This is a genomic window from Intrasporangium sp. DVR (genome assembly GCF_040365325.1).
Classification (GTDB): Bacteria; Actinomycetota; Actinomycetes; order Actinomycetales; family Dermatophilaceae; genus Intrasporangium.
The window spans coordinates 304,168-321,182 of record NZ_BAABZW010000019.1 but is presented as its reverse complement, the minus strand read 5'-3'; the positions used below and the strand labels follow the sequence as shown (position 1 = coordinate 321,182).

The window sequence follows — 17,015 nt, the reverse complement described above, 5'->3', positions numbered from 1 at the left end:
CTCCTCGGGGCTAGAGTCGGTCCCGATGACGGACCTGAGGCTCGATGACGTGGCGCCCGCCGCCGCCGGCTCCGCGGCCCTGCGGATCGCCGTGGTGGGCCCGACCCACCCGCACAAGGGCGGCGTCGCCGCTCACACGACGATGCTGGCCCACCACCTGACCGAGGCGGGTCACGACGTGACCCTGGTGTCCTGGGCCCACCTCTACCCGTCCAGGCTCCACCACGCCGACGCCACCGTGCCGCAGGGAGCGCCGGAGGTGCCGCCCTACCCGCGCACCGTCCGGGCCCTGAGCTGGGCCCGGCCGGACACGTGGGTGCGCGCCGGGCGACGCCTCCGCGACGTCGACGCGGTGATCGTCGTCCACGTCATGCCTCCCGTGGTGCCGGCCCACCTGGCCCTGCTCCGTGCCGCCGGAGCGCTCCCCGGCCTGCCGCGGCCCCGGCCCCGGTCCATCGTCGTGTGCCACAACGTCCTGCCGCACGAGTCGCGTGCCGGCGACACCGCGCTCATGCGAATGCTCTTCGCCAAGGTCGACGCCACCCTTGTCCACAGCGCCGAGCAGGCCACTCTCGCCCACGAGCTGGGGGCCAGACGGGTGTCGGTCGCCGACCTGCCCCCCCACCTCCCCGGCGGCGACCCGGTCTCACGGGGACCACGGACCGGATCGACTCGCCTGCTCGCCCTGGGGCTGATCCGCGAGTACAAGGGCATCGACGTCCTCCTGCGGGCCATGCGCGACGTCCCCGACGTGAGCCTGACGATCGCCGGCGAGGTCTGGCCGTCGCAGCGAGAGGTGATCAACCGGCTCGTCACCGACCCGCGACTGGCCGGACGCGTCGAGATCCGAGACGGCTACGTGCCGGCCGATGAGCTCGCTGCGCTCCTGGCCGACCACGACGTCCTCGCCCTGCCGTACCGGTCGGCCACCGCCTCGCAGAACGTCATCCTCGGGCACGCCCACGGCCTGCCCGTGCTGGCCTCCGACATCGCACCCTTCTCCGCCCAGATCGAGGACGGCGTCAACGGCCTGCTCGTGCCACCGGAGGACGACCGGGCGCTCGCCGGGGCGCTGCGCCGGCTCGGCGACCCGCAGCTGCGAGCGCGCCTGGCCGAGGGAGTGCAGACCCCTGACCTCTCCGGGCCGTGGGCGCACTACCTCGGCACGATCGAGGCGCTGGCCGCGGACGACGACCCCGTGGACCCCGTGGAGCCCGTGGACCGGGTCGACACCGTCGACTCCGTGGACCCCGTCGACCCCGTCGACCTTCCCGACGGGGACGCGTCTCCGAGCGACCCATCCGCGGCCGGCACCACCGCCCACGCCGTGGTGGACGCCATCACGGCGGCCGGCGCCCGGCTCGCCTCCGAGGTGAGGCGCCGCACCCGCTCGCGCCGACCGCTGGTCGAGCTGCACCTGTCCGACCTGCCGGAGTGGGTCCTGCCGACCGACGTCCTCAGCGACCCGGGGGAGGCAGAGGAGGCACGCCGCCTGGCTCGCCGGCTCGGACTGCCCCTCTCGCTCGACAAGGTCTCCACCTGGGCCGCCCTCGGCGCGCTGGCCGCCATCCTGCGGGTGCGGGACGACGGACGGCGCAGCGCCATCATCGTCGACGAGACCGGCACGGGGTCCGTGCTGTCCCGCTTGGCCAGGGCCGTCGGCTTCGCCCCCGTCGAGATCGACTTCACCGGCGCGCAGCCGAGCGTGGCCGCACTCGACGTCGACACCGGGTCCCTGGACGTCATCGTCCGGATCCACCCGCGCGGCTGCGACGCGGAAGACGTGGACCACGTCCTCGAACAGGCCTCATGGGCGTTGCGCTCAGGCGGGCTGCTCATCGTCACCATCCCGATCGGTCCACCCTCCGCCCCGGGAGCGGTCGGCCCGGCAGACGTGCGTGGCATCCTGGCCCGCGCCCACGATCTCGGCTTCGTCCTCGTCGGCGACCTCGACGGCGACGTGAACGCCAGGATGCGCGAAGCCGGCGCGCGCGCGAGAGCGGACTCAGCGGCATACGGCCTCGTCCGGCTGACCCTGAGGAGGCGTTGAGTGGACCGCGCCCGAGTCCTCACCGTGGTTCGCGTCGTCGTGGCGGCCGTGACGCTGGCCGCCGTGGTCTACGCGGTGGCCCGGAACTGGGCCGACGTGTCCGTGCATCTGGGCAAGGTGTCCTTCGGGACCTTCGCGTGGTCGACCCTTGCCGCCGCCGTCGGGACGTGGCTGACCATGCTCGGGTGGCGCACCATCCTGCGTGACCTGGGCTCCGACCTGCACCTCGCGCCCGCGACGGGCGTCTACTTCGTGGGACAGCTGGGCAAGTACCTTCCCGGGTCGCTCTGGTCGGTGATCGTCCAGGCCGACATCGCCGCACACCTGCGCGTGCCGCGGCGGCGGACCGCCGTCACCGGCCTGCTCGCGCTCGGCTTCGCCCTGCTCACCGGGCTGCTCGTCGGGCTGCCGTCCGTCGCGTTCCTGCTCCGCCAGTCCTCTGCGGGCTTTCCGTGGTGGCTCCTGCTCGCCGTCCCGATCGGCGTCGTCCTGCTCGTGCCCCGGCTGTTGAACTGGTGCATCTCCACGCTGCTCAGACTCATCCGCCGCCCACCTCTGGAGCACGAGCTCTCCGCGCGGGCGGTCCTCACCGCCGTGGCGACGTTCGTGCTCGTGTGGCTCTGCTTCGGCGTGCACACGTGGCTGCTCGCGACCGCGGTCGCCGGCGACGCCCCCCATCCCGACCTGGCTACGGCCGCACTCACCGGCTATGCCCTGTCGGTCTCGCTCGGCATGCTGCTCATCATCCTGCCGGCGGGACTCGGTGCCCGCGAGGGCCTGCTCACGCTCATCCTGTCCACGGCCATCCCCACCCCGGCAGCCGCGGCGGTCGCGATCATGTCCCGCTTCATCGTCACCCTGCTCGACGTCGTCGCCGCACTCGTGGGGTGGGTGTACGCGCGGTCGCACGACCTGGTCAGCGAGCGACGCGAACGGGCCGTCGGCTCGGAGCTCGGTTCGAGGTGATCTCCGACCACCGGCAGTCGGTCACCGCGAACCAGGGGCCGACTGGCTACAGCCGCTCGAGGACGAACACCGGGATGACCCGATCGGTCTTCTCCTGGTACTCCGCATAGGGCGGGAACGCGGCCACGCAGACCGGCCACCACTCGGCTCGTTCCTCCGGGCCGAGCTCGCGAGCCCGGACCCGGAACGTCTCGGTGCCGTCCTGGAGGTTGACCTCCGGGTGGGCGCGCAGGTTGTGGTACCACTGCGGGTGGTCCGGCTGCCCACCCTTGCTCGCCACCGCGGCGTAGACCCCGTCCCGCTCGACCCGCATCAGCGGGACCTTGCGCACCGCTCCGCTCCTCGCCCCTCGCATCGTCAGCAGGACGACCGGCAGCCCCATGATGTCCACCGAGGCAGTCGTCCCGGTCGCCTCGATCCGGTCCACCTGGCGCCGCACCCAGCTGGTGGGGCTCGGCACGTATTCGCCGGCCACGGTCAGGCCGCGCCGGGCTCGGGAGCCGACGACCACGGGAACTTCTTGACGAAGTCCTCGACGACGCTGACGTTGAGACCGCCGCAGTACTGGCGCTTGCCGCTCTGCTCACCGACCTCGCCGGTCTGGAGGTTGACCTCGGCGGCCCAGTGGGTCAGGGCGTACTTCTTTCCCTCCGGGAACGCGCCGCGGGAGGTGTCCCACGGGGTGATGATGAACTTGTTCTGGGCCTCCGGCATCGCGTTGACCCGCTCGGCGAGCGCCGCGAACTGAGCTGCCTGGGTCTGCTCCACGGAAGGGTCGTACCAGAGGATCGTGTAGCCGTGCTCCAGGTTGTGGACGAGGGCCTCGACCTGCGGGGCATCGGCGACGGTGTAGACGCGCCGCTCCGACAGGGCGGGCTGCGCGAAGTGCTGTCCACTCGACGGCGGGGCGGTCTTGTACTCGATCCGCTGCGTGTCGGTGGCCGCCGTGCCGGGGCCGACGTGGTCGGCCGAGCCGGTGGCCGGGTCGTCGATGATGGAGTCGCAGGCTGCGGCAGCGACGTCCCCCGTCATCCCCTCGAGCGCCGCGTCCTTCTTGTTCTGCTCGCCGATGATCGCCCAGGCCACGGCCCCGCCGACCAGGGCGATGACCAGGACCACGGCACCGATGACGAGCAGGAACCGACGACGCTCGGCCTTCTTCGCCTGGGCTTGCATGGCGGCGACGCGCTCGCGTCGGTCTCGGCTCGTCTCGCGGGCCATCGTTCCTCGTTCCACTGGTGGGGTGCTCTGTCGGCGGCGGTGTCGGCTGCTGGGTCGGCTGCTGGGTCGGGTCGCATTCAACGAACGGGGTCGAGTGTAGGCGAGACTGTCCTCGTGGCCGAAGCGAAGGTACGGGTGTGGCAGGTGGATCGGGCTGTCAGCCTCGCTGCCCAGCTGTCCGCCTTCCAGCGCGGCGCGGGGGACCCGACCAGTCGTTGGGGGGCCGACGGGTCCTTCACTCGCGCCGCGCAGACCCCGGACGGCCCGGGAACCCTCCGGCTCGTGGGCGACCCGGGTCGGTCCGCGATCAGGTGCGCCGCGTGGGGGCCCGGGGCCGAGTGGCTTCTCGAGTCGGTCCCGGGCCTTCTCGGGGCCGGGGACGACCCGTCCGGGTTCCAGCCCCGCCACCCCGCCGTCGCCGCCGCGTGGCGACGCTTCGCGCACTGGCGCGTCCCCCGCTCCGGCCTCGTCCTGGATGCCCTCGCTCCGGCCGTCATCGAGCAGAAGGTGACCGGGCAGGAGGCCTTCTCGGGGTACCGGCGGCTCGTGCGCCGCTTCGGTGAGCCGGCGCCTGGTCCACTCTCCGGGACGCTGTGGGCGCCACCGACAGCCAAGGTCTGGGCGATGATCCCGTCGTGGGCCTGGCTCCAGGCCTCCGTGGACGGCGCCCGGTCACGCGCCCTCGTCACTGCGGCCACCCGGGCGGGGCGCGTCGAGCAGTGCGCCGACCTCCCCGTGGCCCAAGCGCGCTCGCGTCTGCTCGCCCTGCCCGGCATCGGAGTGTGGACTGCAGCCGAGGTGGCCCAGCGTGCCCTCGGGGACCCCGATGCCGTGAGCTTCGGCGACTACCACGTCGCCAAGGACATCGGCTGGGCGCTCCTCGGCCGGCCGGTCGATGATGGCGGCCTGGCCGAGCTGCTCGAGCCGTACTCCGGGCACCGCTACCGGGTCCAGCAGCTGCTCGCCCTCGCCGGGCACCGCAGGCCGCGCCGCGGGCCGCGAATGGCGCCACGCACCCATCTGCCCGTCCGCACCCGCTGAGCCCAGCGGCATACGACGCCCGGCCGGAGGCGGAGTGGCGAGGGACGGCGCCCCGGCGGGGTCGCGGCGTCACTGACGCGTGGGCCCGGCGCCCCCTGCGGCACCGGGCCCACGCGGCTTCAGGGCAGCGGTCCGGCCCTCACTTCCGGTAGGCCACGGCGATGCTCGGCCGCGGGAAGCCGTCGGTGTGCGGCCACGTGCTCGACGGGTTCTCGAAGCTGGCGCCGTCCGTCTCGCCGGGGTGCTGGACCGCGATGAACACGGACCGCTGGTCCTCCGTGATGAGCGGTCCACAGGTCTCCGCGCCCACGGGCACGGTGAGGAGCTGCTGGACGTTGCCGCGTTCCGGTCCGTCCACGGGGACGCGGAACAGACCGTCGTGCGAGCCGAGCTGGGCACCGTCGGTGGCGATCCACAGGTTGCCCGCCCCGTCGAAGGCGACGTTGTCAGGGCAGGAGATCATGCTGACCTTCGACGTGTCGTAGCCGCCGAAGTACGTCTCGGGGGCCTCGGGGTCACCGCAGACGAGGAACAAGTCCCACGTGAAAGTGGTTGCCGTGTGGTCGCCGCCGTCCTCGGTCATCTCGAGGACGTAGCCGTTGCGGTTGCCCGCCTTCTTGACGAGCGGGCCACCGAGCTCGGTCCGGACGTAGCTCTCGGTCACCGGGTTGGCCTCGTCCGCCGCGAACCTCGTGCCACGGTTGCTGTTGTTCGTCAGGGCGGCGTAGATGCGGCCGTTGACGGGGTTCGGCTCGACGTCCTCCGGCCGGTCCATCTTCGTGGGCCCGACCTTGTCCGCGGCGAGCCGGGTGAAGACGAGGACCTCCGCAACCGACATGCCCGGGACGAACGACTCGGTGTCGCTCGTGAGCGCGATCCACTGGCCGGTGCCGTCGTAGACGCCGTCGGCGGAGCCGTCGCCCTCGTAGCGGGCGACGTAGAGGGTCCCCGCCGAGAGCAGCCCCATGTTGTGGCGGCGGGAGACGGGTGAGCTGTCGGCGCGGTAGGTGTCCCGGGAGACGAACTTGTAGATGTAGTCGCCGCGCTCGTCGTCGCCCATGTAGGCCACGACGTGACCACTCTTGGCGACGGTGACGTTGGCGCCTTCGTGCTTGAAGCGGCCGAGCATCGTGTGCTTGACCGGTGTCGACGTCGGGTCCATCGGGTCGATCTCGACGACCCAGCCGAAGCGGTGCGGCTCGTGCGGGTGCTTGGCGAGGTCGAAACGCTCGTCCACCTGCGACCAGGCCCGGTCGCTCAGGCCCTCGGTGGTCCGCAGGCCGTAGCGGGCCAGGGCGGGGACGAGTGCGGGGTCGACCGGGCCGGAGGCGTCGAAGTACTGGTTGAAGTTCTCCTCGCCGGACAGCACCGTGCCCCACGGGGTCGTCCCTCCAGCGCAGTTGTTGAGGGTGCCGAGCACCACCGTGCCGGTCGGGTCGAGGTCGGTCTTCAGCAGGTCGTGCCCGGCAGCCGGGCCGCTGACAGTGAACTCGGTGTGGGCCGTGATGCGTCGGTTGTGTCGGCTCTTGCGGTGGTCGGAGCGGACCCAGGACCCGGGCTTGGCGCCGCGCTCGATGGCGACGACGGACATGCCGTGGGCGGCGAGCGCGATCCGCTTGATCGTCGCGTCGTCGTAGGAGCCGGTCGGGAACATGAGGTACTCGTCCGTGTACTCGTGGTTGGTGACCAGCAGCGCGCGGCGGCCATCGAGGGGCAGGATCCCGACGTAGTCGTTGTTGTAGCCGAACTGGGTGGCCTGTGCCTCGGGGGTCTGCCGGGTGACGTCGAACGCGGGGGCGTCGGCCTCGACCGGATCACCCCAACGGATGACGACGGCGTGCTGGAACTCGGGCGCGGTGACGACGTCGTCCTCGATGTTGGGGGGCACCGGGGTGAACGGCGCAGTTCCGACGTCAGCCCCTCCGCGACCGCCCGCGGCGGCGCCGGTGCCCTCGGACGCGGCTGCTGCCGATGTGGCCAGCCCGCCGATGACAAGTGCCCCGGCGCCGACGGCCGAGCCCTTGAGGACCGAACGACGCGCGATCGCGCGCGAGACGACGTCCGCCATCGCGTCGTTGCCGCTCTGGTTCGGCACTGGTTGGTCACAGGCGTTGCCGCACTTGAGCTGGCAGGTCAGGTGGCTGCGCGAGCCGTGCCGCACGCCGGTGATGAGCGGAAGAAGATTGGGGGACACGCCATGCTCCTCATTGGTCTGCGCACGCCCGTCAGTCGGGCGAGCCGCTGGCGACGCTAGGGATCGAGGCGGGGGCTGCGGGTGTGCCCCGGGTGGCGGGCCGGTGAACAGCCTGTGTCCACTTGGTCGGTGGTCTCCTCGGCGCACGCGGCGGTCCGCGGTGGTGGTGTGGGGTCGGCGACCTGGATGGGGACGGCGACTCCGTCGAGGACGAGGGCACCGCGGCCCGGCATGCGGTGCCTGGCGGCGTCCAACCGGACACCGAGGACGTCGCCGTCCGCCGGTGACGAGGGTGACAGGACCATTCCCGTGCCGTGGCGCGCGAGCTCCGGAACGACGCCGCGGTACAGGCTCGCCGCGCGGCGGGAGTCGACCGCGGCGACGCACCACGCTTCGGAGTGGGTCACGTCCTGCGCGACGGCCAGGGCCAGAGGCTCGACCGGACTGCCGTCGAGTCCCTCGGCGTCGTCGATGAGGAGGGACAGCTCGGGGTGGAGCTGGTACAGCTCGCGGAGATGTTCACCGTCCTCGGCGGACACGAGGTGAAGGTGCCGTATGCCGCTCAGCCAGCTCAGCGGGGTGGGCCGGGTCGCGATGACGGCAGTCGGGTGCCCTGCAGCGGTCAGCTGGCGGGCCATCACCGCGAGTGCGGTCGTTCGGCCACTGCGCGGGCCCCCGACCACCAGGACCCGGCGCCCGTCCCGCTCTGCCTCGAACCCGATCGGTGCTGCGTCGTCGCCACCCCGGCCAAGGGGGATGCGCCCGGGAACGGGCTCGGGCAGCTCGCTCCAGGCAACGGCGTGGGGCAGCGGCGCCACCCGCCAAGGAAGTCGAGCCAGATCGGGTGAGGCTCCGTCGCGCGGCGGGCCCGGCTCCAGCCGAGCGGCGAGGTCGGCAGCTGCTCGCGCCTGAGCCTCGGCTGACGGGTCCGCACCGGCGTGGGCGATCTGCACCTCGTGTCCGGTCGCGACGTCGACGGCGCGGCCGACGACTCGATGGCCCTGCATGGCCTCCGGGGACAGCCCGGCCAGTGTGAGGTCCAGCGGATCGGGCATCGGGAGCACGAGGCGGTGCTGCATCAGGCTGGAGATGCGACCGGAGAGAAGGCCACGCCCGCCCGTGAGGACGAGACGCAGGCCGGCAGCGCTGCCATCGCGCGCCAGCCGGAGGAGTGCTTCCACCGGAGCGCCATGGTCGACCGAGTCGAAGGCGTCGGCGACTGCCTCCCAGCCGTCGACGACGACTACCGTGACTCGGTCTGGATGGTCGGGCGTGGGACGTGGAGCGGACTCGCTGGCCACGGGACGGCGACCGGGAGCCACCGGGCGGATGAGGCTCTCGGTGAGGCGTGCGACGAGTCGTGCCGCCACTCCCGGGTCCGCTGTGCTCGTGATGGAGCCGACGTGGGGGAGGGCGGCGAGGTCCTGCAGGGAGCCGGGTGCTCCCTCGATGAGGTGCAGGTGGAGCCGCGTGGCCGGCCATACCTCAGCGAGTCCGACGGCGAGCGAGCGTGCTGCGGTGGTCCGGCCGGTCCGGGCTCCGCCGGCGATGGCGAGGTGCCCGTCTCGAACGGCGTGCCAGGTGAAGGGTGGCTGCGACTGTGACGTCGGCGCGTCCTCGAGTCCCAGTGCCACCGCGCCGGCGCCGCTCGCCGCGGGTAGTGCCGAGCGGGGCAGGGAGGTGGGCAGCGGTGGGAGCCAGGGGGGCGGCGGCGCCACCGCCCCGCGTGTCGCGGAGGCGTCAACGGCCGCGGCGACGACGGCCTCCAGCTCGGTTGACCCGGAAGACCCGGAAGACCCGGAAGATGCATCGGCGGGCGCGGAGGTGGCCCAGGGGTGCCCCAGGTCCGCCCACGTCAGCGAGCGGACCGTCACCGGGCGCTCGGCCGCGGACCGCTCGGGCCGGGCGGGCGCTCCGGCGAATGCCGTCTGCACCTGGGTGAGTCGACCGCTCGCGGTGCGGACCCAGGCCCGTCCGGGCGTGCGGTCGCTGATGGTTGCAGCGACCGGGCTCTCGATGACGTCCTCGCTGTCGGACCGGTCGCGAACTCTCAAGGCGATCCGCAGGGAGATGTTGGCCCGCATGTCGCCCGTGATGATGCCTGCGGGTCGTTGGGTGGCGAGGACGAGATGCACTCCCAGGGAGCGACCCACCGCGGCGAGGCGCACCAGGCCGTCGACGAAGTTCGGCAGCTCGTCCGCGAGCACCTTGAACTCGTCGACGACGATGACGAGGCGGGCGACCTGAGGCAGGCCCGGTCGGGCGCTGCGGATGCGGCGATAGTCGTCGAGGTCCTTCGCGCCCGCGGCCCCGAGGAGGGCTTCCCGTCGTTTGACCTCGGCGCCCAGTGAGTCGAGCGCTCGGCGGGTGAGGTGCTCGTCGAGATCCGTCACGACTCCGATGCAGTGGGGGAGTCGCGAGCACTCGTTGAACGCAGACCCGCCCTTGTAGTCGACCAGCACGAAGGCGAGCTCGTCCGGAGGGGCGCTGCAGGCCAGCCCGGCGACGAGCGTCTGGAGCAGCTCGGACTTGCCGGATCCGGTCGTCCCACCGACGAGGCAGTGTGGTCCGTCCTGGGCGAGATCGACGACACAAGCGCCGTTCTGGGTTGCCCCCAGCACGGCCCGCGGCCGACCGTCGGACCTCGACCAGAGCTCGACGAGACCAGGTCCCGTGCCGGGGTCGTGGCCGTGGAGCAGGTGGGCGTCACGGAGGCTGAGGGCGTCCGGGAGCGGGGTGGACCCCGCGCGGGGGGTGGCATCCTCGAGCGGCGCGAGTGAGCGGGCCAGCGCGGTGAACCAGCCGGGATGCGGCAGGTCCGGGATGAGGGCCGAGATGGTCGTGCCGGACGTGCGCAGCTCGGCGCGGGGCGCCCTGCCCCCATCGAGGAGGAGCTGGGTGCGGCACTCGGCGGGCAGCCGCTGGAGCGTCGCGTCGAGCGCCAGGACGTGCACTCCTGCGGCCCCGGCCACCTCGAGGATCGCCGCCAGTCCAGGGCGGCCGCGAAGGTCGGCTGCGCCGTCGAGCACGACGACGAAGGCGGGGACCGGCTGCGTCCCGTCGAGTCCGGCCGCTGTGGAGTGCTCACGGCGCTCGGCAATCACCCCGTGGAGCTCGGCGATCCGGGCAGCCATCGCGGCATCGTCGTGAATCGACGCCACAGTGGCCACAGGTCCGCTCGCCGACCCGTCCGCATGAGGGAGCCAGCTCGCCCAGGCCCAGTCCGCCTCCGCGTCCGCAGCCGCCGAGAGGACCACCACCCGAGCTGTGCGCGGCGAGTGCCAGACCGCCGTCTGGGCGATGAGGCTGCTGACGACCGCGCGAGCGCGAGCCCGCGGCCCGGCCACCCCGACCACGCCCGCCCGCAGGTCGACGAGGACGGGCACGTCGTCCACCCATGGGTCAGGTCCGTCGCCCTCTGGCCGCTCGACCCTCGTCCTCGCCGGCTGACGTGCGGTCCCGAGCCGAAGGACGAGATGGTCCGGGTCGCTCGGACGGCGTTGCCAGAGGCAGGCATCGCGGTGCGTGGCAACCGATGCCACGAGGGCGAGGTCCGGCTGCTCTGTGTGCCGCGTCCTGCTCTCGGCGTCGAGAGCCTCGGCCAGTCGGGCCTCGGCCTCAGCCGTTGCCCGCGCGTGCTCAGCCAGCTGCGCGCGGTGGGAGACGCGTCCCTGCCGGCGGTCACCCCACCACTGTGCGAGGAGCATGAGGGGCGACATGAGGGCGAAGAGGAGCATCACCGGCGAGCGCAGGGCAACGGCGAGGGCCATCGAGATCACGAGTGGCGCCACCGCCGCGAGGACCGGGGCGCGAGCCGGCTGGGGTCTCGTGGGAGCGGCGGGGAACCGGATCGTGACGGGATCGGCGGTCGGCGTCAGACGCGGTCGCCGGTTGACCCGGATGACGCCCCGCGAGCACTCGGTCGCGGCGGGCGTGGTCTCCGGCCGTCGGAGCACGAGAGTCGTCGACGCGAGGCGGATCCGACTGCCGGGGGTCAGCTCGGCACCTTCGGGAGGGACGCGCTGCCCATCAACAGCCGTGGGATTGGTCGAGTCGACGTCGTACAAGCGGATGCCCTTGTCGTCCAAGGTGATCGAGGCGTGGGCGCGGGAGACCCCCAGGTCGTCCAGACGCACTCCGCACGACGTGGCACGACCGAGGACGTGGTGCCCGCGCCGCAGCGTGATGACCCGCCCCGCTCCCGGACCGCCCACGACGTGCAGCTCGACGAGCCCGGCCGCGCCCAGCGGCAGACGCCCTGGCCGGTGTCCTTGCTGGGGGTCACACTCAGCGCGCAGCAGCGCGCCGCGAACCAGCCGGCGCTCACCGAGGATGTCCTCGTCGCGGACCTCGTGCCCGTCGATGCTGAACGCCTCGGAGGGCACATCCAGCAGGGCGGTGAGCCGCGACCGCACCTGCCCGAACGTCACCCGGTCCTCGACGTCGCCGGCTGTCGCGCGGTCGTCTACCTCGATGACGATGTCTCGCACCCCAGGGGTGCCCTCTTCGACGAGACCCATCCGAATTCGCATTGCGCTCCCTCCGTGCAGTGGCAATGACACCCTCGCGGACGGCCGGGCTCGGCTCGGCGCGTTGTCCACAGGGTCCTGCGCCGGCAGAGGGCGGCGTCCTCTCCCTCGCCACGGCACTGCCCGAGGCGGGGCGGTCGACGAACCTGACCCGATGGGCTGCGCGCGCGTCCTCTCCGGACGGTTTTCCACAGCTCACCGTCCGCCGCCTGCACCCCGCTTTCGGTCTGGCTACGCTTTCGACGCGACGAATCGGACATTTGCGGGCAGGATGGTCGCGGCCAGCGAGTCAGGGGGAGAACGTTGTCGACGCAGCAGGCGGTTCGCCATGTCGAGGGCGAGGTGCGTGAGCTCATCCGACGCTCCGGGCTGGACCCCGCCCGCGATACTCGTGAGGTTCGGCGACTCATCCAGGATGCGGTGCAGGACTACGACGAGCGAGCCTTGCACGGAGGCCTGCCCCAGCTCGGAGACACTCGGGCTGCAGTCCACTCGATCATCGCTGTCGTGGCCGGCTACGGCCCGCTCCAGCAGTACTTCGACGACGCTTCGGTCGAGGAGATCTGGATCAACGAGCCGAGCAAGGTCTTCGTCGCCCGGGGTGGCGTCGCCGAGCTGACCCCCACCATCCTCACCGCCGACGAGGTCCGCGACCTCGTGGAGCGGATGCTCAAGACGAGCGGTCGGCGGGTCGACCTCAGCTCGCCCTTCGTCGACGCCACCCTTCCGGACGGGTCCCGCCTCCACGTGGTGATCCCTGACATCAGCCGCACGCACTGGCAGGTCAACGTCCGCAAGTTCGTCGTCAAGGCGGACCACCTCGACGACCTCGTCCGGCTTGGATCCGTCACCAAGCAGGCGGCTGACTTCCTGGCTGCGGCGGTCGCGAGCGGACTCAACATCCTCGTGGCCGGCGGCACCCAGGCCGGCAAGACGACATTGCTCAACTGCCTTGCCGCTGCGATCCCTCCGCGCGAGCGGGTCATCACCTGCGAGGAGGTCTTCGAGCTGAAGATCCCGCTGCGCGACGTCGCCTCGATGCAGTGCCGTCAGCCGAGCCTCGAGGGCACCGGGGAGGTGCCGCTGCGACGACTCGTCAAAGAGGCCCTCCGCATGCGCCCTTCGCGCATCATCGTCGGTGAGGTCCGCCAGGCGGAGAGCCTTGACCTGCTCATTGCGCTCAACAGCGGCGTGCCGGGCATGTGCACCATTCACGCCAACAGTGCCCGCGAGGCGGTCACCAAGATGTGCACGCTTCCCCTGCTCGCGGGGGACAACGTCTCGAGCCGCTTCGTGGTCCCGACCGTCGCAGCGTCGATCGACCTCGTCGTTCATGTCGCGCTCGAACGTGATGGCCGGCGACGAGTCCGGGAGATCGTGGCGGTCCCCGGCCGGGCTGAAGCAGACGTCATCGAGATCGCTGACCTGTTCGTGAGCCGCGCGGGGGTCCTGCAGCGCGCGGACGGGTTCCCGCCGCACCGCGAAGCCTTCGAGCGGGCCGGCTATGACGTCACCGCCATGCTGGCACAGCGAGGCTCATGATGTCCCCGATGACCGTGGGCCTGGTCTTCGGGATCGGGGTGTTCTGCATCTACTGGTCGTTCTGGCCACGGGACGCCCGGGCCCTCGGGCGACAGGACCGGCGACGGTCGGGCTTCGTCGAGGAGGTGCGCGACCACCTGCACCAAGCCGGCTATGCCACCGTCACGCCGATGAACGTCCTCATGGGCTCGATGGCCCTCTTCGTCGGTGCATTCCTCACGTTCATGCTCATCACCCGCGTGCTGCCCATAGCGCTGTGCTTCGGCGCAATCGGTGGCGCGGCGCCGATCTCACTCGTGCGCATGCGAGCCCGCAAGCGGCGAGCGAGGCTGCGTGACCTCTGGCCCGATGCCGTCGACAACATCACCTCGGGGGTGCGGGCCGGTCTGGCCCTGCCGGAGGCGCTCGCCCAGCTGGCGGTGCGCGGGCCCGAGGAGCTGCGTCCGGCCTTCGCCGGTTTCGCGGAGGACTATCGGGCCACCGGCCGCTTCCACGACTGCCTCGATCGGCTGAAGGACTCCATGAGCGACCCGGTCGCTGACCGGCTGATCGAGTCCCTCCGGATCGCACGCGAGGTCGGTGGTAGTGACCTCGGTAGGTTGCTGCGGACCCTTTCGGCCTTCCTGCGCGAGGATGCCCGCACCCGAGCAGAGCTCGAGACCAGACAGAGCTGGACCGTCAACGCTGCCCGCCTCGCGGTGGCCGCGCCGTGGATCGTGCTGGCCATGCTTGCCCTGCGCGGTGGGTCGCTCCAGGCCTACGCCTCGCCGGCCGGCTGGTTCGTCCTCGCTCTGGGCGCTGGCCTGTGCGTCGTCGCCTACCGGCTCATGGTCTGGATCGGCCGGCTCCCGGAGGAGGAGCGGGTGCTCCGATGATCGAGGCGTGGTCGTGGGCAGGCGCGGCCGTCGGGGTCGCCTTCCTGGCCGGCATGGCATTGATCGTGGCTGGGCTGCCCATTCGCCGGCGGGCGACGCTCCACGAGCGACTGGCGCCCTACCTTCGGGACGCGCCCCTGCCGTCCCGTCTGCTCAACACCGCACCGGCGAACCCGACGGTCCTCGGGTTGGGGGAGCTGCTCGCTCCCTACCTGCGGCGTCTGGGCGACGGGCTCGAGCGCATGCTCGGCGGCGGCCCTTCGGTGGCGCGTCGCCAGCTTCGGGCCGGCCGGGCTGCCGACGTCGAGCGGTTTCGGGCGGAGCAGGTCGTGTGGGCGGCGGTCGGCGCAGTCGCCGGACTCGTCGGCACGGGTCTGACCACGCTGTCCAAGCGGGGGTTCTCGGTGCCGCTGCTCGTTGCTCTCACGGTCATCGGCGCCGGGCTCGGAGCGGTGGCGCGCGACTACGCCCTGAGCCACGCGGCTCGGCGGCGCGAGCAACGAATGCTCGCTGAGTTTCCAACCGTCGCAGAGCTCCTCGCTCTCGCGGTGAGCGCTGGAGAGGGGGCCACGGGCGCGCTCGAACGAGTCTGCAGGCTCTCCCACGGGCAGCTCGCCGACGAGCTGCGCCGCTGCCTGGCAGACGCTCGGGCGGGTGCAAACCTTCCCACTGCGCTCCAGGGCCTGGCGGATCGCACCGGTCTGCCGAGCTTGAGCCGCTTCGTCGACGGCATCGTCGTCGCGGTCCAACGGGGCACACCTCTGGCGGAGGTGCTGCGCGCGCAGGCGCAGGACGTCCGTGAGGACGGACGACGCGCCCTCATGGAACAGGGTGGCAAACGGGAGATCGTGATGATGGTTCCCGTCGTCTTCCTCATCCTGCCGGTCACGGTGCTCTTCGCCATCTATCCCGGTCTCAGCTTCCTCCGGTTCGAGCTGTGACCTCCGCCCGGAACACCTCACACAACAGGGAAACAGGAGATCTCACGATGACCGCACGTCTGACGACGACGTTGACCCGGCTCGCCCCGAGGGCAGCCAGCAGAGCATCAGCAGCACTGGGTGGGCGGTCTGACCGTGGCGACGTCCCTGGCTGGGTCCTGATCACGCTGATGACCGCTGGCCTGGTGACCCTCCTGTGGGGGGTGGCTGGAGACCAGCTGGAGGCGCTGTTCACCGAGGCGATCGGGAGCGTCAGCGGCCCGAGCGGCCGCTGACCTGTGAGCGCGGAAGATCGACGGTCGAGGCGCTTCGGTCCCCGCGCGGATGACGGGTCAGCGATCGCGGAGTTCGTCATGGTCTCTGCGCTGCTTCTCTTCGTGGTGCTCGCGGTCCTGCAGCTCGCGGTCGCGCTCTACGTGCGCAACACCCTGATCTCCTCAGCGTCGGAGGGGGCCCGGTTCGGTGCGCGCGCGGACGCAGCGCCGAGTGACGGGGCGGCCCGGGCAGCGAGCCTGATCACCGCTGCCTTGAACTCCTCCTTCGCCCAGGACGTCTCGGCTCAGACCACCACGACAGCGGAGGGCGTTCGTGTCGTCGTGGTCACCGTGGCTGCCCCTCTTCCGCTCATCGGCCCCATCGGTCCCGCCGAAGGCTTCACGGTGACCGGCCGCGCGTTCAGCGAGGACCAGGTGTCGGCGACCGCCAGCTCGGCCGCGCCGTGAGACCGCTTCGTCGACCTCCGGGCGGCGGAGGGGATGCGGGCCGTGCCATCGTCGAGTTCATCTTCCTCGGCATCCTGCTCCTCCTTCCACTGACCTACCTCGTTCTCACCCTGGGGCGGCTCCAGGCGGCGACCTTCTCTGCTTCGCTGGCGGGGAGGGAGGCGGGGCGGGCCTTCGTCACCGCGACGGAAGACGCAGCGGCGCACGCCCGGGCCCAGGCGGCGGCGGGAATCGCCTTCGACGACTTCGGTTTCGACCGTGGAGCTCTCCTGGCCGTGCGTTGTGACGGAACGCCCTGCTTGCGACCGGGCGGATTCGTGACGGTGACCGTGACGATCGAGATGCCCTTGCCACTCGTCCCGGACTTCGTCGCCGGCAACCTTCCCGCCTCGGTCTCGATCTCGTCGACCCACGTTGCCGCGGTCGACACATACGTGGCGCGATGAGGTCGCCGTTCGACCGGGCGTCGAGGGAGGAAGGCCAGCTGGCCGTCCTCGTCCTCGGGTTGTTCGTCGTCGTCCTCGTGTTCATCCTCGGAGCCATCGACGTGACGGCCGCCCAGCTGGCCCGCATGCGACTGCTGGACACAGCCGACGCTCTCGCGCTCGACGCCGCCGACGCGCTTGACGCCGGGTCCGTCTACCAGCGCGGGGTCGACGGACCTCTCGTCCTGACCGACGCGTCGGTGCGCGAGGCGGCGCAGGCTCACCTCTCGCGCACCCCGAGGCCGACGGGCGTCAGTTCCTGGTCGCTGGTGTCACCGACCGGGACCCCCGACGGCGTCACCGCCGAAGTGACCGTGCGCGGCCGGGCGAGGCTGCCGATGACGGGCTGGGTCCTCGAGTCCCTGGGGGGCGGCGTGACGATCACCGTGTCGTCGCGGGCTCGCGCACCCCTGGGTTGACACCGGGTCGGGGCCGGGCGCCACCTACGC

At 71.9% G+C, this 17,015-nt stretch carries 14 protein-coding genes; 10 read left to right on the top strand and 4 right to left on the bottom strand.

Annotation, left to right across the window (positions count from 1 at the left end; genetic code table 11):
- Positions 1-25: 25 nt before the first annotated feature.
- Together ABWV20_RS15480 and ABWV20_RS15475 are read left to right on the top strand one after the other, a co-directional pair.
- A complete protein-coding gene (locus ABWV20_RS15480) occupies positions 26-2,050 on the top strand; it encodes a glycosyltransferase (RefSeq protein ID WP_353356606.1) in 2,025 nt (674 codons plus the stop codon).
- Positions 2,051-3,016 (top strand): lysylphosphatidylglycerol synthase domain-containing protein, encoded by a 966-nt coding sequence (locus ABWV20_RS15475; RefSeq protein ID WP_353356604.1) that lies wholly within the window; start codon positions 2,051-2,053, stop codon positions 3,014-3,016.
- A gap of 46 nt (positions 3,017-3,062) precedes the next feature.
- Here the strand turns inward: ABWV20_RS15475 and ABWV20_RS15470 are convergent, their stop codons facing one another.
- The gene (locus tag ABWV20_RS15470) at positions 3,063-3,527 is read right to left on the bottom strand and encodes a nitroreductase family deazaflavin-dependent oxidoreductase (RefSeq protein ID WP_502901799.1); all 465 of its coding nucleotides are present in this window, start codon (positions 3,525-3,527) and stop codon (positions 3,063-3,065) included.
- Positions 3,494-4,237: a DUF3105 domain-containing protein gene (locus tag ABWV20_RS15465; protein ID WP_353356602.1), complete on the bottom strand. Its 744-nt coding sequence runs from the start codon at positions 4,235-4,237 to the stop codon at positions 3,494-3,496. Before ABWV20_RS15465 ends, ABWV20_RS15470 begins: the two co-directional genes overlap by 34 nt.
- Before the next feature lie 114 nt (positions 4,238-4,351).
- Between ABWV20_RS15465 and ABWV20_RS15460 the strand changes: the two genes are divergently transcribed.
- Complete coding sequence (locus ABWV20_RS15460) at positions 4,352-5,278, top strand: DNA-3-methyladenine glycosylase family protein (RefSeq protein ID WP_353356600.1); 927 nt, start codon at positions 4,352-4,354, stop codon at positions 5,276-5,278.
- A gap of 139 nt (positions 5,279-5,417) precedes the next feature.
- Here the strand turns inward: ABWV20_RS15460 and ABWV20_RS15455 are convergent, their stop codons facing one another.
- Together ABWV20_RS15455 and ABWV20_RS15450 are read right to left on the bottom strand one after the other, a co-directional pair.
- Complete coding sequence (locus tag ABWV20_RS15455; RefSeq protein WP_353356598.1) at positions 5,418-7,472, bottom strand: PhoX family protein; 2,055 nt, start codon at positions 7,470-7,472, stop codon at positions 5,418-5,420.
- Positions 7,473-7,528: 56 nt separating this feature from the next.
- Positions 7,529-12,004 carry an FtsK/SpoIIIE domain-containing protein gene (locus ABWV20_RS15450; protein ID WP_353356596.1) on the bottom strand — a complete coding sequence of 1,492 codons (4,476 nt, stop codon included), beginning with the start codon at positions 12,002-12,004 and terminating at the stop codon, positions 7,529-7,531.
- Between the two features lie 300 nt (positions 12,005-12,304).
- On the opposite strand from ABWV20_RS15450, the gene ABWV20_RS15445 reads away from it, so the two are divergent.
- Genes ABWV20_RS15445 through ABWV20_RS15415 form a run of 7 tightly spaced genes read left to right on the top strand, consistent with a single transcriptional unit; the run spans position 12,305 to position 16,985 of the window.
- Positions 12,305-13,543, top strand: a complete 1,239-nt coding sequence (locus ABWV20_RS15445; RefSeq protein ID WP_353356594.1) for a TadA family conjugal transfer-associated ATPase — start codon at positions 12,305-12,307, stop codon at positions 13,541-13,543.
- Entirely contained in the window at positions 13,543-14,418 is an 876-nt protein-coding gene (locus tag ABWV20_RS15440) for a type II secretion system F family protein (protein ID WP_353356756.1), read from the top strand. Before ABWV20_RS15445 ends, ABWV20_RS15440 begins: the two co-directional genes overlap by 1 nt.
- Positions 14,415-15,359 carry a type II secretion system F family protein gene (locus ABWV20_RS15435; protein ID WP_353356592.1) on the top strand — a complete coding sequence of 315 codons (945 nt, stop codon included), beginning with the start codon at positions 14,415-14,417 and terminating at the stop codon, positions 15,357-15,359. The genes ABWV20_RS15440 and ABWV20_RS15435 overlap by 4 nt, the downstream gene beginning before the upstream one ends.
- A 47-nt stretch (positions 15,360-15,406) precedes the next feature.
- Positions 15,407-15,634: a hypothetical protein gene (locus tag ABWV20_RS15430; RefSeq protein WP_353356590.1), complete on the top strand. Its 228-nt coding sequence runs from the start codon at positions 15,407-15,409 to the stop codon at positions 15,632-15,634.
- A 3-nt stretch (positions 15,635-15,637) separates the two neighbouring features.
- Positions 15,638-16,081: a TadE/TadG family type IV pilus assembly protein gene (locus ABWV20_RS15425; protein ID WP_353356588.1), complete on the top strand. Its 444-nt coding sequence runs from the start codon at positions 15,638-15,640 to the stop codon at positions 16,079-16,081.
- Positions 16,078-16,527, top strand: coding sequence for a pilus assembly protein (locus ABWV20_RS15420; protein WP_353356586.1), 450 nt, complete (start codon positions 16,078-16,080; stop codon positions 16,525-16,527). The genes ABWV20_RS15425 and ABWV20_RS15420 overlap by 4 nt, the downstream gene beginning before the upstream one ends.
- On the top strand, positions 16,524-16,985 hold the full coding sequence (locus ABWV20_RS15415) for a pilus assembly protein TadG-related protein (protein WP_353356584.1): 462 nt from the start codon (positions 16,524-16,526) through the stop codon (positions 16,983-16,985). The genes ABWV20_RS15420 and ABWV20_RS15415 overlap by 4 nt, the downstream gene beginning before the upstream one ends.
- The last annotated feature ends 30 nt before the right edge of the window (positions 16,986-17,015 follow it).